The organism is Allomuricauda sp. F6463D, assembly GCF_023015965.1.
GTDB lineage: Bacteria > Bacteroidota > Bacteroidia > Flavobacteriales > Flavobacteriaceae > Flagellimonas.
In genome coordinates this window covers 266,588-284,228 of record NZ_JALKAN010000001.1, presented here as the reverse complement: position 1 = coordinate 284,228, position 17,641 = coordinate 266,588, and the positions used below count along the sequence as shown (strand labels likewise).

The window sequence follows — 17,641 nt, the reverse complement described above, 5'->3', positions numbered from 1 at the left end:
CTTATTTGTTATATGGAAGGACCAAAAAAGGAACTTTGGCGTGAAGACCAATGTTTTTGATTATGGGCTCCACAAAAAGTCGCTCAATAAACGAATGTTTGTTCTTTACCATGGCCAATAGTTCCACTGGGTTCTCTTTTTGAAATCCATTGATGGCACTAATCAACTCTTGGTCGGGCAAGTCGTAAAACTGGTAATTTTGCTCCAGTAACATTCCTTCCAAATCGGTTTTTTGAGCAGCCTGTTCACTATCAAGCCCATCGGAAGAGGTAACATGCATAATATGGAGTTTGGAACGCCATAGTTTGCAATATTCTAGTAAAAAGTCAACATTGGCTTTTTTATAATCCACTTCGTAATCCGTTGGAAACAAAACATTGAATGGTGGCTTGTATTCATAATCCGAGGGAACCGCCAGAACCGGTATTCCCGTTTTTTGTATCACATGTATGGTGTTGGAGCCAAAAAGGATTTCCTTTGCACCTGTTGCTCCTTGGGTCCCCATAACCACCAAATCGATGTTTTCCTTTTGGGAAATAGAAGCAATCTCATCCTCTAAAGAATTGAACGCAGCATGTATAACAAAGTCATGTGTTGGCACATTGAACTTTGTCTTAATTTTAGTTCGAATTTTATCCAAAGCTTCCTCTGCCTTATACTTTTCGGTGTCCGGCAAACCCAATTGTCCTGGACTACCCAAAGCATAGTCTGCTCTATAAACTGGTGGGGTATAGGCATGTACCAAATAAAATATACAGGTAGATTTTTCGAATAATTTTACTGCATAAGAAATGGCACTAAAGGCATTTTCGGAGAAATCTGTTGGCAATACAACTTTAATCATGGCTTAATTATTTAACATGCATATTAATAACAAAGCTATTTACTAGATTGGTCCTATACTATGATTTACATCACCTATCCTAAAAATTGAAAGAAAACGAACCTTGCTCCATCAATTCTTAAATTGAAATTAAACTTTTTTATAAAAAGGTTATTCGTGAATTACGTAGAAGGGTATCTTGGTATGAAAGCTAAGTTGCTCCACAATCGAATCGAACAGTATCTGTTGAATAAAATTCAGGTTTTTGGCTACCATAATCATCATGTCAATTTCTCTGCTCTCCACAAAACATTGAATTGCCGATTTTACTTTTTGGTTTGTTATCGTGTGAAAACTATGCGTCTCTGGAAATGTTTCTTCCATAAAATCCAAAAGGTGTTCCTTATTCTTCTCTTGTTCTTCGTTTAGGACATCACCAACTTTTAAAGCGTTCATAATCCTAAAATGTGCTTTGCCCAGACGTATCATTTCTTCCATGGGACGCAAAATCTCTAAAGAGTAAAAAATATTAAAGTCCGTGGGAAAAGCAATTTCCCGAGGCTTGGACAATTCAGCTTGGGCAGGTACTACAAGTGTGTTACATTGTACCTTGGTTATGACATCTCCTGCATTACTACCGAGTACTTTTTCCTTAATTCCCGAGGCTCCTTTGGTTCCCATAACAATAAGGTCGATATTTTTTTCCTCCAAATGCTTTTTAATGGTGGGAATAAAAAAACCATACTCATGCAAAGCAAAAAAAGAGTGGTTCGTCTCGGCATTGCTTCTTCTAATATTTTTTACGAGATCGGTTAATTTTGTCTTTGTGCTTACAATGGACTCACTGTCTAGTTGAAAGGTACTCTCGTCTTTTTGTGTGTCCAATAAGGTCCCTACATACAGCAAATAAAAGTTACATTCCTTAAAGGCAAATAGTGTTTGAGCGTACTTTAAGGCCTGTATCGAATTTTCGGAAAAATCTGTTGGGAGCAGAATATTCTTCATTTGTCATAAATTAATGGCACAAGTTTGTCATTCGTTTAAAAAAACGGAATGATATATATCATTTGTGTCATTTATGACCCATTATTTTTAATTGACAAGCTCCAATTCCTCCCTATTGAGTACTCGGATATTTCTGTTTTCAATGGCAATAAGGCCTTCGTTTTTAAAGTCGGAAAGAGTTCTTATTAGGCTTTCAGTGGCAATTCCGGCCACCCCTGCCAAATCACTCCGTGCAATTTTTAAGGGTCCCTGCTTGTCCCTGTTAATTGCTTTGCAGAACATTACAAGTGTTTGTGCAGTTTTTTTTCGTACCGAGCTATAGGCCATTTGAAGCAATTGTTTTTTTAGGTTTGCCAAATCACCGGTAATGACATCCATTAGCTCCAACGAAACCCTTTTGTTATCCTCTAAAATCGCTTTCACCTTTTCTTTGGATATTCCAGCCAACTCCACATTTTCAATCGCTATTGCATATTCTTGATGTTGTAAATGCTCTGTCAAGGAAGTGAACCCCAAAAAATCATCTTCTGAGTATATAGTTGTGATCAATTCTTTTCCTTGCTCGTCCAAAGCACAGCTTTTTATAACTCCTTTAAGAACAAGGTAAACCATATTGGAATGATCACCTATTGAATAAATGGTTTCATCTTTTTTAAAGGAAAGCAATTGCCCATGATCGTCAAAAAAGTTCTTAAGTTCGTTAAGGGATTTAATTTCGTTACCGTGCTGTTTATTATTTGGTTGTTCAGCAAGAATAGCCTTCATTTGCTCGGCTTTTTCCAAACGACATTCAATGGCCGACAATAGTTCTTCTTCTTCAAAGGGCTTTGTCAAATAGTCATCGGCACCTAGGTTCATTCCCCTTCTAACATCTTGTCTTTCTGTTTTAGCGGAGACAAATATAAATGGTATATCCCTAGTGGTCTCTTTTGATGATAGTTCTTCCAACACGCCATACCCATCCATTTCAGGCATCATTATATCACAGAGTACCAAATCCGGGTGCTCTTCTCTTGCTATTTCCACTGCCACTTTTCCGTTGGATGCTGTAGTCACATTATAACCGGACAATTCTAACAGTTCGGCTACATTTTCGCGCAACGAGGTATCATCCTCAACCAGTAAAATTTTTTTCATTTTGCTTTTTGTTTATTGGTATGTGCAATGTGAAGGTGGAACCACTCCCATATTTACTTTTAAAAGTAATATTGGCGTCTAGATTGTGCATATGTTGCCTTACAGTATTCAACCCTATTCCTGTACCTTGAACCGTAAGTACATTGCTGGCCCTGAAATATCTGTCAAAAACAAACGGTTGATCCTCGGAGGGTATTCCAAAACCTTCGTCTACAACCTGGATATTAAGTTGTTCTCGTTCTTGAGACACCTTCAATTCGATATCGGTATCCTCGGGGGAGTATTTTATGGCATTGTGCACAAGATTCGACAAAGCCAACCCTAATATTTTTTCATCAAACTCAACCACAACCCCATCAATGTTATTGGGGTAACGAATGCGCTGTCCTTCTTTTAAGAGCGTATTGGAATCATACACCACTTCATTTATCAATTTACTAAGAGGAAATGTTGTAATTGTGTAGCTTACCTTTCCCAACTCCAACCGTTCTATGGATAAAAAATCGGTAAGTATGTTGTCCAAATGCTTCACCTTGGATTTAATTGTCACGATATGTTTATCCCGCTTTTCTTGCTGGTCCGACTCGGTGTATTTGCCCAAGAGCGAGGTGGACGTGAGTATACTGGTCAAGGGAGTTTTGAACTCGTGGGAAACCAGTGAAAGAAACTTTGTTTTTAGTTCATTAAGCTTTTTCTCTGCCTTTAAGGCCTCCTGTAATTGTTGGGTACGTTCCGCTACCGTGTCCTCCAACTGTTTTGTATAATTTTTCCTTTCCGTAATGTCCAAAACAATGGCCACACAAACTTGTCGTTTCCCAATAAATGAAAGCTGTAAATGAACCTCGACAGGATATGTGGTTCCATCTTTGCGTTTGTGGAGAGATTCAAAAATTACTTTTTGTTTCCGTTTGGACAACAAGGGGGAAAGCAATCGCTTCATGGTTTCCAATCCAACGTCTGGTTTAATGTCCAATACGGACATCTTGTTCAGCTCTTCCATGGTGTACCCCAAATTGAGTTGGGCTCCACGGTTTACATTAATAAAAACAAAAGAGGATGTATCGAATACAAAAATTTCGTTCAGCGATTCGTCAAAAATCTGAAACCAATAATCTATGGTCTGTTCGGCTTTCTTTCTTTCGGTTATATCCATTACGAGTGCCAGCACGTACTTTTTCCGATGTAGTTCAAATGGGCTGAGACTTATCTCAAGGGGAAACTCCTCGCCATCCTTTCGCAGGCCTACCAAATCTAAACCTTGCCCCATCTGACGTGCCTTCCCTTTGGACATAAAGTGAGCGACCTTCGTCTCGTGATTGCTCCTGGCGTGCTTGGGAATCAAGATATCCAACGACTTGCCAGGAAGTTCCCCAGCTTCGTAAGCAAACATTATATTGGCAGCATTGTTACTGGCAGTAATCTGCCTTTGCTCATCAACAATAATAATACCCTCGGAGATAACCTCCGATAACATGCCCAGTACGTTACTTTTCTCTAATAGTTCCAAAACGATAATAAATTTACTGATTTAGATCATGTTGAAAAATTATTTACTTGAGTATATTTATTTTTAATCATAAAATTTAATAAAATGCTGGAATCCAAGAAAAAACTCAGAAATGAACTTTATCAAAATTTGGGGAAATTATTCTACGCTGTAGCCATGGCGGACCACAGTATACATATAAAGGAGATGGAAAAACTTAATGAGGTTGTACGCAATCATTGGTTAGATGTAGATAAGGTTGAAGACGAATATGGGAACGATGCCGCTTTTCAGATAATTTCTGTGTTTGATTGGCTCTTGGAGTACGAAAAAGACAATGATGCAATTTATGAAGAATTCGAGAAATTCTACTACAATCATAAAACACTGTTCACCACAGCAATCAAAAATTTGACTATGAGCACATCCAGAGCCATAGCTGCTTCATTTTACGGCAACAATAAATCGGAACTTATTTTACTGGGGCGCTTGCAATTGCTCTTCATCAAATAATTAGAGCTTAATGGTCATAACAGGGAGTTTAGCGTGATTGGTTACATTTTCGGCCAAACTTCCAACAACAAAATGAGCCAGACCCTTTCTACCGTGTGTTGGAATTACCAATAAATCCGCATCTTTCTCATAACAATAGTTAAAGATTCCACGTTCTACACTATGGTAATTGTAAAATTTAACATTGATTTTCTTGCCCAGTTCTTTTTGAAAGTTTTCCATTCTTTTTTTTACATCATCATAACCCATAAAATGTGCGCCGGAAGTATTTATGTAGGCAACTTCCAATGTAGCTGAGAATAATTTTGCAAACGCTTCGGCCTTCTCATATACCGGGATACTCGCTTTGTCTAAATCCGAGGCCAATACCATTGTTTTTATCGTAAAGTCTTTATGTGGTTTTTTTATCACAATAACGGGCAGATTAGATGTGCGCACCACCTTTTCGGTATTGGAGCCCACAAACAGTTCCGTTATACCACTGGTACCATGGGAGCCCATCACAACTAGATCACAATTCTGTTCTTGGGCTACGTTGTTCACCTCGCTAAAGTCTTTATAATTTTGAATAACGGCTTCCACCGAAACCTCTTTGAGGTACTCCTTCTCGATGGTTTCTTTAATTTTTTCTTTGGTCAGATTTAAATAATATTTGGCCTCTGCCTCCTCTGCAATTTCGGAATTGGCCAAAACTGAATCGGATATACCAATCATATGAAGCAAAACTATACTGGCATTATGTTTCTTTGCTATGTTCGCGGCAACTTCCAGAGCATATTCCGAATGTTTTGAAAAATCGACAGGAACCAATATTTTTTTCATGACTTACTTTGTTAAGATAAAGTGGTTCTCTTCCTTAAGACGAGATAAATGTTTTAAAAACATCTATTTCTTAAACCATATCTATTTGTTACATTTTCTTAAAATTACAGTTTGGGACAATCAATTCCCATGATTTTGGTCATGTTATCCATTGGCTACATCATTCCAAGGTGTTCAATTTTCTTTTTAATGACGCTACTTCTTGCTGCAGACTTTCCACTTGTCCCAAAAGGTGGTGTATGGCCTGTATTCCTTCTGGATTAATATCTAGCTCATTGTACAAACGCACCATTTTTTCTAAAAGAGGAAGGTCTTCCATGTACAGCATTCCTTCATTTTCTTTATGCTCCAACTGCAAAATTTCATATTCGTACAAGGAATATACAAAGGACTCCCCCACCCCATGGTGCTCACAAAACGTTTTTATGGATATATATTTTTCTTTTTTCATGTCTTTTTACTCTAGGTTGGTTTTTTCCAACGATTGGAACAGTGATTTTTGTTCTTGTGTTAGGTTCTTTGGTATTTTAACTACATAGGTAAGGTAGAGGTCTCCAAATTGACCTTCCTTTTTATATTTGGGAAATCCTTTCCCTTTAAGTTTTACTTTGGTTCCACTATCTGTTCCCTGGGCAACTTTTAGTTTCACTTTCCCTGTTAAGGTTTCTACCTGTATCTCTCCTCCTAGCACGGCTTTTACCAAAGGTATTTGCACCGTTTTATACAAATTTGCCCCATCCCGTTTAAAGGCGGTGTTGTTATCAATTGAAAAAGTAATGTACAGATCACCAGCGGGTCCGCCTTGCGTACCAGGCCCTCCGTGACCTTTTATCTTAATGGTCTGCCCATCTTCGATACCTGCTGGAATGGTCAATCGAATATTTTTACCGTTTACTGTAAGGGTCTGTTTTTGTGTCGTGTACACATCCATTAAGGATAATTGAAGCTGCGCATTGTAATCCTGCCCTCTGAACCGAACCTTTTGCCGAGCCGAACTAAACCCTGATCCACCACCGAACATAGACTCAAAAAAATCAGAGAAATCTTGTGCCGATTCTCCGGAACTACCGTACGTGTATCCAGAATAATCACCTTGTCTGCCTTGCGCTCGTGATTTCTTCGCTTTCTCAAATTCCTCAGCATGCTGCCAATCCTTCCCGTATTCGTCGTATTTTTTTCTCTTCTCTGGGTCCGACAACACCTCGTTTGCTTCATTTACTTGCTTAAAGCTTTTCTCGGCTTGCTTGTCGTTTGGGTTTAAATCTGGATGATACTTTCTGGCAAGCTTACGATACGCCTTTTTGATTTGGTCGGTAGTCGCTTTTTTATCAATCCCCAATACTTTGTAATAATCAATAAAATCCATAGGTCGATATAGAAATCTGAATTTATAAAACCTTATATCATTCGAATTTAATTCGAGTGAATCACACCATCAAATTTGGCAAAAAAACTTCTTTTTTTACAATGATTTTTATCAGTACCCTAGGAAAAAAATTACAGATTAGTTTTTCATTTTTATATCTTATCAACAACAATTACCTTTAAAAAACAATTCCCAGGACTATGATCGTTCATCAGTTTGACCAGACCAATTCAGTGCTCAACACTTTTATAGCTGAACTTCGTGATGTGGATATCCAAAAGGATTCTATGCGTTTTAGGCGAAACATTGAGCGTATTGGAGAGGTGCTTGCCTACGAATTGAGCAAGTCATTGGATTACCATGAAAAAGAAATTACAACCCCGTTGGGAACCAAAAAATCCTTTTTATGCTCGGACAATTTAGTGCTTTGCTCCGTTCTTAGGGCTGGGCTTCCTCTCCATCATGGTATTTTAAGTTATTTTGATGGAGCTGAAAACGCTTTTATTTCAGCTTACAGACATCATCCCAATAATGATGATACCTTTGAAGTAATAGTAAAATACTTGGCCGCACCCGCTCTTGATGGTAAAATATTGGTATTAACGGACCCTATGTTGGCAACTGGTAAAACCTTGGAAAATGTCCTCGATTCCCTTAAAGGTTATGGTACCCCTAAACAAATCCATATTATCTCCGTAATCGGTTCCAAATCCGGAGTGGCCAAAATCCAAAAAGTATTTCCAAAAGATACGCAGCTATGGATTGCCTCTGTTGATGACGACCTTAACAGCAAGGGATACATATTACCTGGATTGGGTGATGCTGGAGACTTAAGTTATGGGGAAAAATTATAACCTCTCCTTCCTATAGTAAAATTTCGACAACTTCGTTCATGCTGGGCACATGACATTTCCACCCATATTTATCTTGAATTGTAAAACGATAGGTTTCCATGGCGGCTTTTTCCCCATGAACCAAAAATACTTTTTCAGGGATGTTTTTTATAGCACCCATCCAAGTCAATAATTCTGCTTGATCCGCATGGGCAGATAAACTTTCCAAATGATTGATCGTTGCATTAATTGGAACATGTTTTCCATAAATTTTTAGTTCCGAAGTACCTTCTAGCAGCTTTCTGCCCCGGGTTTCCTCTGCTTGGAAGCCTACAAGTAAAATAGTGGTAGTATCCATTTCCCCGAGTTGTTTTATGTAGGTGAGCACCCGCCCCCCTGTAACCATACCACTCCCGGCAATTACAATTTTTGGCCGTGGATCATCAATAGTTTCCCATGTTTCAGCGTATGAACTCACTATGGTTATATGATTGCACATATTTCTGTACTCCTCTGGGGTAAGTTTATGCCAATCCGGAAAGTCTTTAAATACCTCCAGCACATTATTTCCCATGGGACTATCAACGAAAATGGGAATATTGGGAATCCTGTTTTTTTTGTAGAGTTTCCACAATTGATACATTAACGATTGTAAGCGTTCTACGGCAAAGGAAGGGATAATCAAGACTCCTTTTTTGTATAGGGTTTCATTTACGAGTTTGGTCAAAATTTGTCCTACATCTTCTTCAGGGTGAAGCCTATCACCATACGTACTCTCCACAAACAAATAATCTGCCCACTCTGGCTGTTTTGGAGGATCGAGCAGTTCATCTTCTTGTCGGCCCACATCTCCGGAAAAAACTAACCGTTTGCCATAAAGGTTAATTTCAATATACGTAGATCCTATTATATGTCCATTGTACATAAAAGTTGCGCTACAATGGTCTGATAAGGACACAGTATCGCCTTCTTCCACATGCTGAAAGAACTTTAATGTAAAAACAACATCTTGCTTGGTATACAATGGCAAGGCCGGATTATGTTTACTATAGGACTCTTTATTAGCTTTTTCTGCTTCCTCTTCCTGTATTTTTGCGCTATCCTCTAGTATTATTCTTGCAATTTCCAGTGTGGGTGGTGTTCCCAATATAGTGCCTCTAAATCCTTGTCTCACCAAAAGGGGCAAATATCCGCAATGGTCCAAATGTCCGTGTGTAAGCAACACATAATCTATTTGGGAAACGTCTACTGGTAAACGTTCCCAGTTCTGCTCTCTTAATTCCTTTATGCCTTGGAACAATCCACAATCCACCAAAATTTTGATTTCTTCGGTATGCAGATAAAACTTTGACCCTGTTACGGTGCCAGCTCCACCTAAAAAATGAACTTGAAGTTTTTTCATCATCGTTTTATGAGTTGCACAGTGATTTCATTTCTTTTAGAATTCTTTGTTTCCTACTATTGGAAACCCCTAGATGATCCAACAAAAAACTATTTTTCTCCAATTGTCTACAAAGAACTACATCCCGCTCCAATAAAAACTGTTTTTCTCTGCCAGATAATAACGTGGATACGGTGATGGGGTAAAGCCTCAATCTATCGATCCTTTCCTTGAGACCATCTCCATGAGGATAATCCCAACTTAAGAGATAGAGCCCAACACATTTTCCATATTCCAAAGCATCTTGGGTAAACCGGGTGTTGGTAACCAACCAACCTCTGGTGCTTTCAAAGGATGTTTTCTTCTGTACATCCAGTGGACCTTTGACATCATGGTATCTAGAGTTGATATACAAAGGAATCTTTACATTACATTTTAGACCATCATCCCCATGAAATTTACACTCAATGACATTCAAAATTTCATTTTTTATGGCCAAAACATCTATTTCATGGGAAACACATGTGCCCTGCAACACTTCTCCTACTTTGGTTTGGTATCCTGAGTAATGTAAAATACCACTTATAAATTTCTCAAAAGGAAAACCTGTGGGACCAAGTTCATAAATCGCTTTTTTTAGTTTGTATTTGGATGCGTAGATCGATTTTTTCTTTTTTAACAGCGCATAGGCACGGTTATATATTTCTCTTGTTGAGATGCCAGGGTATAGTTCATCCTGTACTTGATCTACAATACCCTGAACTATTTTTTCAGTCGCCCCACTTTGTTGAAGCGATTTTTTTAATTTATCAATGGAAAATTTGGCCTGTTCACCCGACGATTTGGTAATATGGACTTCGTTACTTAGCATATGACTAAAATACATATCCTTTGAGAACAGCAATATGACTTTCCTCAACTTTGGTGAATATCCAATTAAGCTATAAACTTTATTCCATTATAGATGTTCTACAAAAAAGTAGCACCAGGTATGATTAAAGCCCCCATAGATACGGTAAGATAAAGAATACTGCTAAAGCCATTATAATTATGGAAAGTAGATTCATTAAAAAACCAGTACGCACCATATCGGGAATACGTAAATATCCAGACCCAAAAACCACTGCATTTGGCGGTGTGGCAACCGGGAGCATAAATGCGCATGAGGCCGCTGATGTACAAGCTACCATCAACAAATATGGGTTTATGCCCAGTGTTAGGGCCAATGGCGCCAAAACGGGGAGCAACATGGCTGTAGTAGCCAGATTGGATGTGACCTCTGTTAAAAAATTTACACAGGTAATAATCAACAAGAGCAATACAAACAAGGGCAAACCATCGAAAAAAGCCATTTGACCACCTAAATAATTGGCTAAGCCGGTTTCTTGAAAACCCTTGGCTATGGCCATACCTCCACCAAACAACAGAATGATTCCCCATGGAATTTGCACGGCTTCCTTCCAGTTGATCAGAGGCTCGCCCGACCTGTTTGCTGGAATTATGAAAAGAAGAATGGCCGCACCAATGGCAATTATCGTATCATCGATATTTGGAACTATTTTTTGCAATAGAAAAGACCTAGTTATCCAGCAAAATGCAGTGAGTACAAAAACAAATAAAACCAATTTTTCTTCTTTACCCAATGGTCCAAGTTCTGCCAATAGTCTATTTATTTCTTTTTTACCACCTGGAAAACGGGATTGTTTCAAAGGGTAAGCTATTCTTGTTAAGTACAACCATGCCAACACCAAAAGTACAGATGATACAGGTAATCCGAATTTCATCCATTGCCAGAAACTAATGTCCACCCCATATGTTTTTTGAACAAATCCGGCCAACACCAAATTCGGGGGTGTACCAATCAATGTAGCAATACCACCTATCGATGCTGCGTAGGCAATGGCCAACATTAATAATTTACTGAAAACCTTGTTCTCATCTTCTGGCGTTTCTGGATTATCTTTTAACTGTTTCACAATTGATATGGCCATTGGTAGTACCATAACTGTGGTTGCGGTATTGGAAATCCACATGGAAAGAAAGGCTGTTGCCACCATAAAACCAAGGACAATGGTATACATGTTGGTACCTATGGTTTTAATGATCTGCAATGCGATTCGTTTATGAAGGTTCCATTTTTCTATAGCTACGGCCAGAATGAACCCTCCTAAATAGAGAAAAACATACTTATGCCCATAACTTGCGGTAGTATCTCCTAACTCCACGGCATCCAATAGCGGGAACAGTAGGATTGGAAGCAGTGCGGTTACCGCAATGGGAAGTACCTCAAATACCCACCAAATACCAATCCAGGCAGTAGCTGCCAATACATTCTTACCTTGTTCCGAAAGTGCTTCGTCCCCAAAAAAGAAATGAATTAAAACGAAAAGAAGCGGTCCTAATACAAAACCAAATTTCTTGTAAGACATAGGTGTTCAATTATTAAATTATGTGCAAATAAAAAGGGATGATGACCCTAAGGCTACACCATCCCCTTAAGAAGATTACTTAGATTTAGTCTATATTTTCCTTATCCATCCAGTAGATTAAATAAGGAATATTGTATGCGTGTGTCCAACCAAACACACGAAGTCCTTGATTTGTTTGCCAATTGGTAAATCTCTTCTTACTCATAGGTAGATTAGAAATTTCCAAAAGGTCTTTACTATAGGCTTCTGCGGACTCATATTCGTCCGGTGTCTTTGGCAATACACCAACTTTGAGCTTCTCTGCTCTTGTCAATGCTTCATCCAAGTACGATTTTTCACCACTGATCTCATAACCGAGAAGCAAGGGGTAAATGGTGGCCAAATAAGACTCCATTTCATGATTCAACGGTGGTACATCTCGTACCCATCGTGCATGTCTCAACAAAGCTTTTCTAACATTTTCGTCACCAGTAATCTGTTGGTATTTATAGAGTCCTTGTGCTACATAGGTCTGTGAATAACCATATCTGTCCAACAATAAATTACCTCCTTGTCGTTCCTGGAGTTCCAACATCTGCCTTACCCTATCGTCCAATTCAACCTTATATTTCTCCAATTTAGTGGCATCATACAGCTCAACCAAGTTAAGAACGGATAGATATAATCTTCTACCTCTTAAATCATGATCTCCCCAGATACGGTTGATATAAGTATCGCCAGTCATTTTGGCTACTTCCAATGCTCTATGATCACCGGATATATAGTAATCCGCTATCCATCCTTGAACCCAAACATGGGCACTTAAAAGCGAATACCAATGTTGGTTGGCATGCCTTCTTCCTATTCCTAAATAAGGAGTGGATTCCGGTTCGTCCTCATAGTTCCAAAAATCGATTGCATCATTAATCTCACCATAATAGGTTCGTTTTTTGGGCCAATGTATATTATCCACATCCATAGTGTGCCTGCTCATAGCTTGAGCCATTTTGTAATATTTAGGATTGCCCGTACGCATAAAGTTGGTCCACAACATAAAATCCACAGTGGGCTCGTTGTTGGTCCATTGTACCCATCTACCATCGAAGAAGTAACTTTTGCCGTCTCCATAATTGAACATTCCATACCATGGTTCGTTCTTTTGGTTGTATGCCCACCATTGGTATCTGTACTGTAAGGCATTTTCAAATTCTGGATGTTCTTCTGAAGCAGGTGCCATATTTCCATATACTTTGGAGTTGGCATACCATTCTGGTGTGGCATGTGCCACTGGGCTTTCTATAACATATTCCATTTTGTCTCCTACATCCTCCGTAGTATCATTATCATGGAAGTAATAAATAAATTCCGTGGTTTTAGTAATACCTTGAGCAAAATTGCCAAGCATTCCCCCATCGGGTTCGGTATTGTGTCTTGCAAAGCTCATTGGGCCGTTTTCTTTTGGCCAGATACTTCCTAAGAGCATATTGTTAGCAGGGTCAACTTTGATTCCTTTAGGATATTCTTTCATAAAGTTCTTGATACCTACACCAACTCCTCGTTTTCCATCCGTTACATTGATCCAACCTTTAGCTCTTTTGGATTTTGCCAAACCATCTTCTCCTCTGGATACGGTAGCTTCAAAGTTTAATTTATCCTCTGAACCATCAGTGTCATTATCTTTCTCAAAGGAGTTCAAATATAAGCTTCTAAGACTGGTAGCGTTTCTATACCCTGGTCCTTTCTGTAATAATTGAACGGGTGCTTCATTTTCCACGGTCACTTCTTCCATCACCGTATTCGCTTCATCATTTTTCCATGACCCATCGTATAAGGGCATTGAGACACTTACATTATCATCTAAATGATATTTAAGTTGAAGTCCTATTCCTGCAATTTGATCGTTAGGTTGTGTCCAACCCATGTCATCCTCTGTGTTTTCAGAAAGAATCTTCTTATTCTGTGTTGCGATATTGGCATGCTGTCCTTCTTGAGGTTTATGCTTATCCGGAACACCTGTATAGGTCATCGTGTGCAATACTTTTATATAGCTCTTACCTGCATATGCGTGCAACCAAATGGTAAATGGTGATAAATTATTGTCCTCCCTACTATAGGTGTATGTGCCTTCTATCCTAAAAATAGTGTGCATTGGACCTGATCCTTTTTCCCTGAAAACCTCGTTGATAATTGCTTTTGAAGCATCTATACCTGCATCATCAAGAAGGTCGAAAAAAGAACCTCTATTCTTTTCCGGTGAGGATGCTATAAGTTCTTCTTCCGTAAACTCCCCATCCATATTGGAGTCTAAAAATACTTCATCCAAAAAGCCATTTCCTTTTTTATGGATCGTAAAAGATATCGGTCCAGTAGTAACATCTATCCCACCGGCTGGTCGCATATTGTTTGTTGAAACGATTTTCTCTTCCGGCAGCATCGGTACAACACCTTCTCCATATTCCAAAATATAATCTTGTGTTTCTTCTGCAAAGAAGAAGACCCATACCCATTTAACACTATCATCAATTGGGGCCCAATTGCTTACTTCGGTGGTTTGGGTCGGAATTTCCGTACCGTCGGATGTCAGCAAACGTAGATGGTCCACTGAGCTCAATTCTCCTTTTGGAAAAGGTATTCCCAAAGTTATGGGAGCTCCCTTTTTATTGTTTTCAACGGTAATACTTACCTTTTTTCCGATAGCACTGGGCTGAGAGCAGGATTTTAGCAGAAAGCATGCCAACAGTACTGTTATTATTATTCTCATTTGTATAGTAAGGTTATTGTTTTACAGACATAGTGCAGCTGCACCCAAAATAGGCGAATCCACAAGGTCTGATGTTTCTATTTTAAAATTTTCCAATTGTTTTTGATAGGCAAATGAACCCAGAACCTTTTCCAAGGAAGGTTTAAAAAATGGATATGCGTTGCTTATTGAACCGCCAAGTATTATTGCCTCTGGAGCAAATAAATATAGAATACTCTTGATGGCTTCTCCTAAGTGCTCCCCATAATCATTAAAAGCAGCTAATGCATCGGCGTTATTTTCCAAAGCTTTGTTATACATCGATTTTGCCGATTCACCATAATTATCTTCAAAAAAGAAGCTACCTGTATATTGCTCTAGAATACCGTTTTTATAGGGAAGCATACCAACTTCTCCTGCACCACACAAAACACCGTTATATAACTTATTCTCAATTATAATACCCATTCCCAGGCCTGTGCCCAAGGAAAGGGCCACGCAATTTTTGTGGTTTATAGCCTTACCAAAGTGTTTTTCCCCCAATGCAAAACAATTGGCATCATTGTTTAAATAAACTGGAACGTTGAATTGTTTTTGTAAAAGTTGTTTTAATGGTACTTCTTTCCACGAAGGAATGTTCTGTACGTCGTACACGATACCAGAATCTGCATCTACAACAGCAGGAACACCAACACCTATCGCTTCGACACCATCGGTCATAACCTCTGCAATCGTTTCAAATAATGTTGAAAGGGAAGCTTCTTCAGAATCATCCTTGATAACGTTTGAAAAACCGGTCTGCACCACTTCGTTGCCCAAGACCCTTCCTGTTTTGATTTTGGTGCCTCCTATATCAACCCCCAAAACTGTTCTTGTTCCTTTTTTCACTAATCTTTCTTTAAGCTGATAGTTTTATTGTTTACCAATGGTTTTGCCCAGAAGCCTATCGAGAGGATAAAGCCGAGTGGAATGATCAAAAAGAACATTCCAGTCTGCAACGATAATACTTCTCCCAAACCTCCCACAATAAACGGGATTACAGCACCTCCTGCAATACCGGTACAAAGAATGCCCGATAATGAACCGTGGTGTTCCCTGACGGAGTTCAACGCCAAGGAAAAGATAATAGAATACATTACAGAAATGAAAAAACCTACCATCGGGAAACCTATCAAAGCCATATTTGCCGAGCCGGTAAGGGCCAAAACAAGACAAATAATGGTTATGGATGTTGCGATAATCAACAATTTTCTACTATCCATAAATTTTAACAGCAATAGACCCAGCAAACAGCCAACAGTCAACATAGCCCAAAAGTAGGACACTGTGTTAGCCCCAACGGTCTGTGGATCAAGTCCGTGATACTGACTTAAGAACTGAGAAATCCAGTTTCCCACACCTTGTTCCGTACCCACATAGCAAAATATTCCCAAAAAGTAGAGGATTGTCCATTTGTTTTTTAATAGATCCCAATAAGAACTAGTATCTCCCGCTTTTTCATCCTCGGTTTTTTCAAATTTTGGATATTTAGTGAAAAACACGTAGAAAAACAGCACTAAAGAAATTAATGCAAAAACAATATAGAGCGATGCCCAAGGTAAATCTTGTGGCACCCATCCACGCAGCATATCTGCAATTGTATCTCCATTATTTTCCTTACTTACCAAATACTTGTACAAATAAGGACTTAAGAACGAGGCAGCTCCAAAAACCAATTGAGCCAATACCGAATTAAATGCAAAATGTTCTTCACCGCCTGCAATTCGAAGCATTGGATTTATAATAACTTGAAGCACAGCCATACAACAACCCAGAACAAACAGGGTTATACTAAAAACACCATACTGTGGCAACAATGCAAAACCCAAAGAAGCAAGCGCCATGACCAAAAAGGAAACTGAAAGCAAAGTCCTTTCACTATACTTTTCGGATAAAAATCCTGCCGGTATGGACATAATGCCATATGCTATAAAAAAAGTAAATGGCAATAGGCCGGTTAATGTAAGGCTAAGATCAAAGCTATCCTTAACATCCACGATTATTGAGTTCAGTATATTGGTAATGAAGGATATTACAAAGAATACGATCATCACCAACCCAATAATATGGATATATCTTTTGGTAGTGGGCTTGCTGTTCTCCATTGTAAGTTGGTTGGTTATTTTTAAATTAAATACTATTTGGGTCTTTTATGGTTTTTGCTACTTGGAACCTAACATTGGGAACATTTCCTTTATTTCCTCATCGGTAGGCTGCTTTCCATACTCGCATATTTCAAAGTACTCTACATGTTTTACTTTGGAAACATCTACGTTTGGATACCATTTTTTCAAAGCTTCCAAAGTGCTTGCATTCGCAGTTCTGTTCATCCACTTATCTTTTAACCATGCCAGTCTTTCTTTTTCTCCTGTTGGAATTGTAGAAAGATCCACACCGTTAGTCCAAGGTAACCACTCGAACATTTGTGAACCGTGGGCGGCCAAACCTTCAACCTTAATATCTATTACATCATCCACTATAACAGCTATGTCTTTTTCAAATGGGTAAGGTTTCTGAAAACGATCACTCATGTACAAAAACACTGGGTTCTTTTTTAATGGTGGTGTATCTGGTGCTACATTCGGTACAATATTCATATAAGCAGCATCTTGAACCACAGATCCAGCATTACGGTGATCAGGGTGATAATCGTTAGGTCTCAGTCCCAATACTATGTCTGCATTCCAATCTCTAATTCTTCGGATTACCTCTAATCGAACATTTAAAGTTGGAAACAATTCACCATCATGGTTGTCCAGAACTTCATATTCTATAAGACCCAATGCCTTTCCGGCATCTACAGCTTCTTGTCTACGTATTTTTGCTAACGCTCCACCACCTTTTTCATGATGTCCTGCATCTCCATTGGTCAATGCAAGAAATTTCACATTGTGTCCCATTTGTGCGAACAATGCGGCAGTACCTCCAAATTTGGTGTCACAATCATCAGGATGCGCCCCGATGGCCAAAATGTTCAAGACTTTTTTCTGTTGGGCTTGAATTGTTGTAAATGCAAAGCATAAACAAACAGCCAAAATCAATTTTCTCATTTTACTATTTGATATTTAATTTATTAAAAAATTACTGT

The 17,641-nt window shown here is 38.8% G+C and carries 16 protein-coding genes; 2 read left to right on the top strand and 14 right to left on the bottom strand.

Annotated features, from left to right (window positions below):
• Position 1 precedes the first annotated feature (1 nt).
• From MWU56_RS01165 to MWU56_RS01150, 4 genes are all read right to left on the bottom strand, one after another.
• Positions 2–844 carry a universal stress protein gene (locus MWU56_RS01165; protein WP_247041396.1) on the bottom strand — a complete coding sequence of 281 codons (843 nt, stop codon included), beginning with the start codon at positions 842–844 and terminating at the stop codon, positions 2–4.
• A 150-nt stretch (positions 845–994) separates the two neighbouring features.
• The gene (locus MWU56_RS01160; RefSeq protein ID WP_247041394.1) at positions 995–1,828 is read right to left on the bottom strand and encodes a universal stress protein; all 834 of its coding nucleotides are present in this window, start codon (positions 1,826–1,828) and stop codon (positions 995–997) included.
• 87 nt (positions 1,829–1,915) lie between these two features.
• Entirely contained in the window at positions 1,916–2,965 is a 1,050-nt protein-coding gene (locus tag MWU56_RS01155; protein ID WP_247041386.1) for a response regulator, read from the bottom strand.
• Positions 2,943–4,472: a PAS domain-containing sensor histidine kinase gene (locus MWU56_RS01150; protein WP_247041384.1), complete on the bottom strand. Its 1,530-nt coding sequence runs from the start codon at positions 4,470–4,472 to the stop codon at positions 2,943–2,945. The genes MWU56_RS01155 and MWU56_RS01150 overlap by 23 nt, the downstream gene beginning before the upstream one ends.
• Positions 4,473–4,556: 84 nt before the next feature.
• On the opposite strand from MWU56_RS01150, the gene MWU56_RS01145 reads away from it, so the two are divergent.
• A complete protein-coding gene (locus tag MWU56_RS01145; RefSeq protein ID WP_247041380.1) occupies positions 4,557–4,964 on the top strand; it encodes a hypothetical protein in 408 nt (135 codons plus the stop codon).
• Here the strand turns inward: MWU56_RS01145 and MWU56_RS01140 are convergent, their stop codons facing one another.
• From MWU56_RS01140 to MWU56_RS01130, 3 genes are all read right to left on the bottom strand, one after another.
• The gene (locus MWU56_RS01140; RefSeq protein ID WP_247041378.1) at positions 4,965–5,786 is read right to left on the bottom strand and encodes a universal stress protein; all 822 of its coding nucleotides are present in this window, start codon (positions 5,784–5,786) and stop codon (positions 4,965–4,967) included. It abuts the gene before it with no gap.
• Positions 5,787–5,946: 160 nt separating this feature from the next.
• Positions 5,947–6,237: a chaperone modulator CbpM gene (locus MWU56_RS01135; RefSeq protein WP_247041376.1), complete on the bottom strand. Its 291-nt coding sequence runs from the start codon at positions 6,235–6,237 to the stop codon at positions 5,947–5,949.
• A 6-nt stretch (positions 6,238–6,243) separates the two neighbouring features.
• Complete coding sequence (locus MWU56_RS01130) at positions 6,244–7,152, bottom strand: DnaJ C-terminal domain-containing protein (protein WP_247041374.1); 909 nt, start codon at positions 7,150–7,152, stop codon at positions 6,244–6,246.
• A gap of 200 nt (positions 7,153–7,352) precedes the next feature.
• Here MWU56_RS01130 and upp point away from each other — a divergent pair, with 200 nt between their 5' ends.
• On the top strand, positions 7,353–8,006 hold the full coding sequence (gene upp, locus MWU56_RS01125; protein WP_247041372.1) for a uracil phosphoribosyltransferase: 654 nt from the start codon (positions 7,353–7,355) through the stop codon (positions 8,004–8,006).
• A gap of 10 nt (positions 8,007–8,016) precedes the next feature.
• Here upp and MWU56_RS01120 read toward each other — a convergent pair whose 3' ends face one another.
• The 7 genes from MWU56_RS01120 to MWU56_RS01090 all read right to left on the bottom strand — a co-directional run bounded on the left by MWU56_RS01120 (position 8,017) and on the right by MWU56_RS01090 (position 17,603).
• The gene (locus tag MWU56_RS01120) at positions 8,017–9,387 is read right to left on the bottom strand and encodes an MBL fold metallo-hydrolase RNA specificity domain-containing protein (protein ID WP_247043671.1); all 1,371 of its coding nucleotides are present in this window, start codon (positions 9,385–9,387) and stop codon (positions 8,017–8,019) included.
• Positions 9,388–9,394: 7 nt separating this feature from the next.
• Positions 9,395–10,237 (bottom strand): ATP cone domain-containing protein, encoded by an 843-nt coding sequence (locus MWU56_RS01115; protein WP_247041370.1) that lies wholly within the window; start codon positions 10,235–10,237, stop codon positions 9,395–9,397.
• A gap of 124 nt (positions 10,238–10,361) precedes the next feature.
• Positions 10,362–11,795 (bottom strand): SLC13 family permease, encoded by a 1,434-nt coding sequence (locus MWU56_RS01110; protein WP_247041368.1) that lies wholly within the window; start codon positions 11,793–11,795, stop codon positions 10,362–10,364.
• 85 nt (positions 11,796–11,880) lie between these two features.
• Entirely contained in the window at positions 11,881–14,535 is a 2,655-nt protein-coding gene (locus tag MWU56_RS01105) for a hypothetical protein (RefSeq protein WP_247041362.1), read from the bottom strand.
• A 21-nt stretch (positions 14,536–14,556) separates the two neighbouring features.
• On the bottom strand, positions 14,557–15,402 hold the full coding sequence (locus MWU56_RS01100; protein WP_247041361.1) for an ROK family protein: 846 nt from the start codon (positions 15,400–15,402) through the stop codon (positions 14,557–14,559).
• The gene (locus MWU56_RS01095) at positions 15,402–16,658 is read right to left on the bottom strand and encodes an MFS transporter (RefSeq protein WP_247041360.1); all 1,257 of its coding nucleotides are present in this window, start codon (positions 16,656–16,658) and stop codon (positions 15,402–15,404) included. Before MWU56_RS01095 ends, MWU56_RS01100 begins: the two co-directional genes overlap by 1 nt.
• A 57-nt stretch (positions 16,659–16,715) precedes the next feature.
• A complete protein-coding gene (locus tag MWU56_RS01090) occupies positions 16,716–17,603 on the bottom strand; it encodes a PIG-L deacetylase family protein (protein ID WP_247041358.1) in 888 nt (295 codons plus the stop codon).
• Positions 17,604–17,641 lie beyond the last annotated feature (38 nt).

What these genes read in the sequence shown, in the direction of transcription:
- MWU56_RS01165 (WP_247041396.1), bottom strand. Translation starts at nt 844, where the DNA reads ATGATTAAAGTTGTATTGCCAACAGATTTCTCCGAAAATGCCTTTAGT.
- MWU56_RS01160 (WP_247041394.1), bottom strand. Translation starts at nt 1,828, where the DNA reads ATGAAGAATATTCTGCTCCCAACAGATTTTTCCGAAAATTCGATACAG.
- MWU56_RS01155 (WP_247041386.1), bottom strand. Translation starts at nt 2,965, where the DNA reads ATGAAAAAAATTTTACTGGTTGAGGATGATACCTCGTTGCGCGAAAAT.
- MWU56_RS01145 (WP_247041380.1), top strand. Translation starts at nt 4,557, where the DNA reads ATGCTGGAATCCAAGAAAAAACTCAGAAATGAACTTTATCAAAATTTG.
- MWU56_RS01140 (WP_247041378.1), bottom strand. Translation starts at nt 5,786, where the DNA reads ATGAAAAAAATATTGGTTCCTGTCGATTTTTCAAAACATTCGGAATAT.
- MWU56_RS01135 (WP_247041376.1), bottom strand. Translation starts at nt 6,237, where the DNA reads ATGAAAAAAGAAAAATATATATCCATAAAAACGTTTTGTGAGCACCAT.
- MWU56_RS01130 (WP_247041374.1), bottom strand. Translation starts at nt 7,152, where the DNA reads ATGGATTTTATTGATTATTACAAAGTATTGGGGATTGATAAAAAAGCG.
- upp (WP_247041372.1), top strand. Translation starts at nt 7,353, where the DNA reads ATGATCGTTCATCAGTTTGACCAGACCAATTCAGTGCTCAACACTTTT.
- MWU56_RS01120 (WP_247043671.1), bottom strand. Translation starts at nt 9,387, where the DNA reads ATGAAAAAACTTCAAGTTCATTTTTTAGGTGGAGCTGGCACCGTAACA.
- MWU56_RS01115 (WP_247041370.1), bottom strand. Translation starts at nt 10,237, where the DNA reads ATGCTAAGTAACGAAGTCCATATTACCAAATCGTCGGGTGAACAGGCC.
- MWU56_RS01110 (WP_247041368.1), bottom strand. Translation starts at nt 11,795, where the DNA reads ATGTCTTACAAGAAATTTGGTTTTGTATTAGGACCGCTTCTTTTCGTT.
- MWU56_RS01105 (WP_247041362.1), bottom strand. Translation starts at nt 14,535, where the DNA reads ATGAGAATAATAATAACAGTACTGTTGGCATGCTTTCTGCTAAAATCC.
- MWU56_RS01095 (WP_247041360.1), bottom strand. Translation starts at nt 16,658, where the DNA reads ATGGAGAACAGCAAGCCCACTACCAAAAGATATATCCATATTATTGGG.
- MWU56_RS01090 (WP_247041358.1), bottom strand. Translation starts at nt 17,603, where the DNA reads ATGAGAAAATTGATTTTGGCTGTTTGTTTATGCTTTGCATTTACAACA.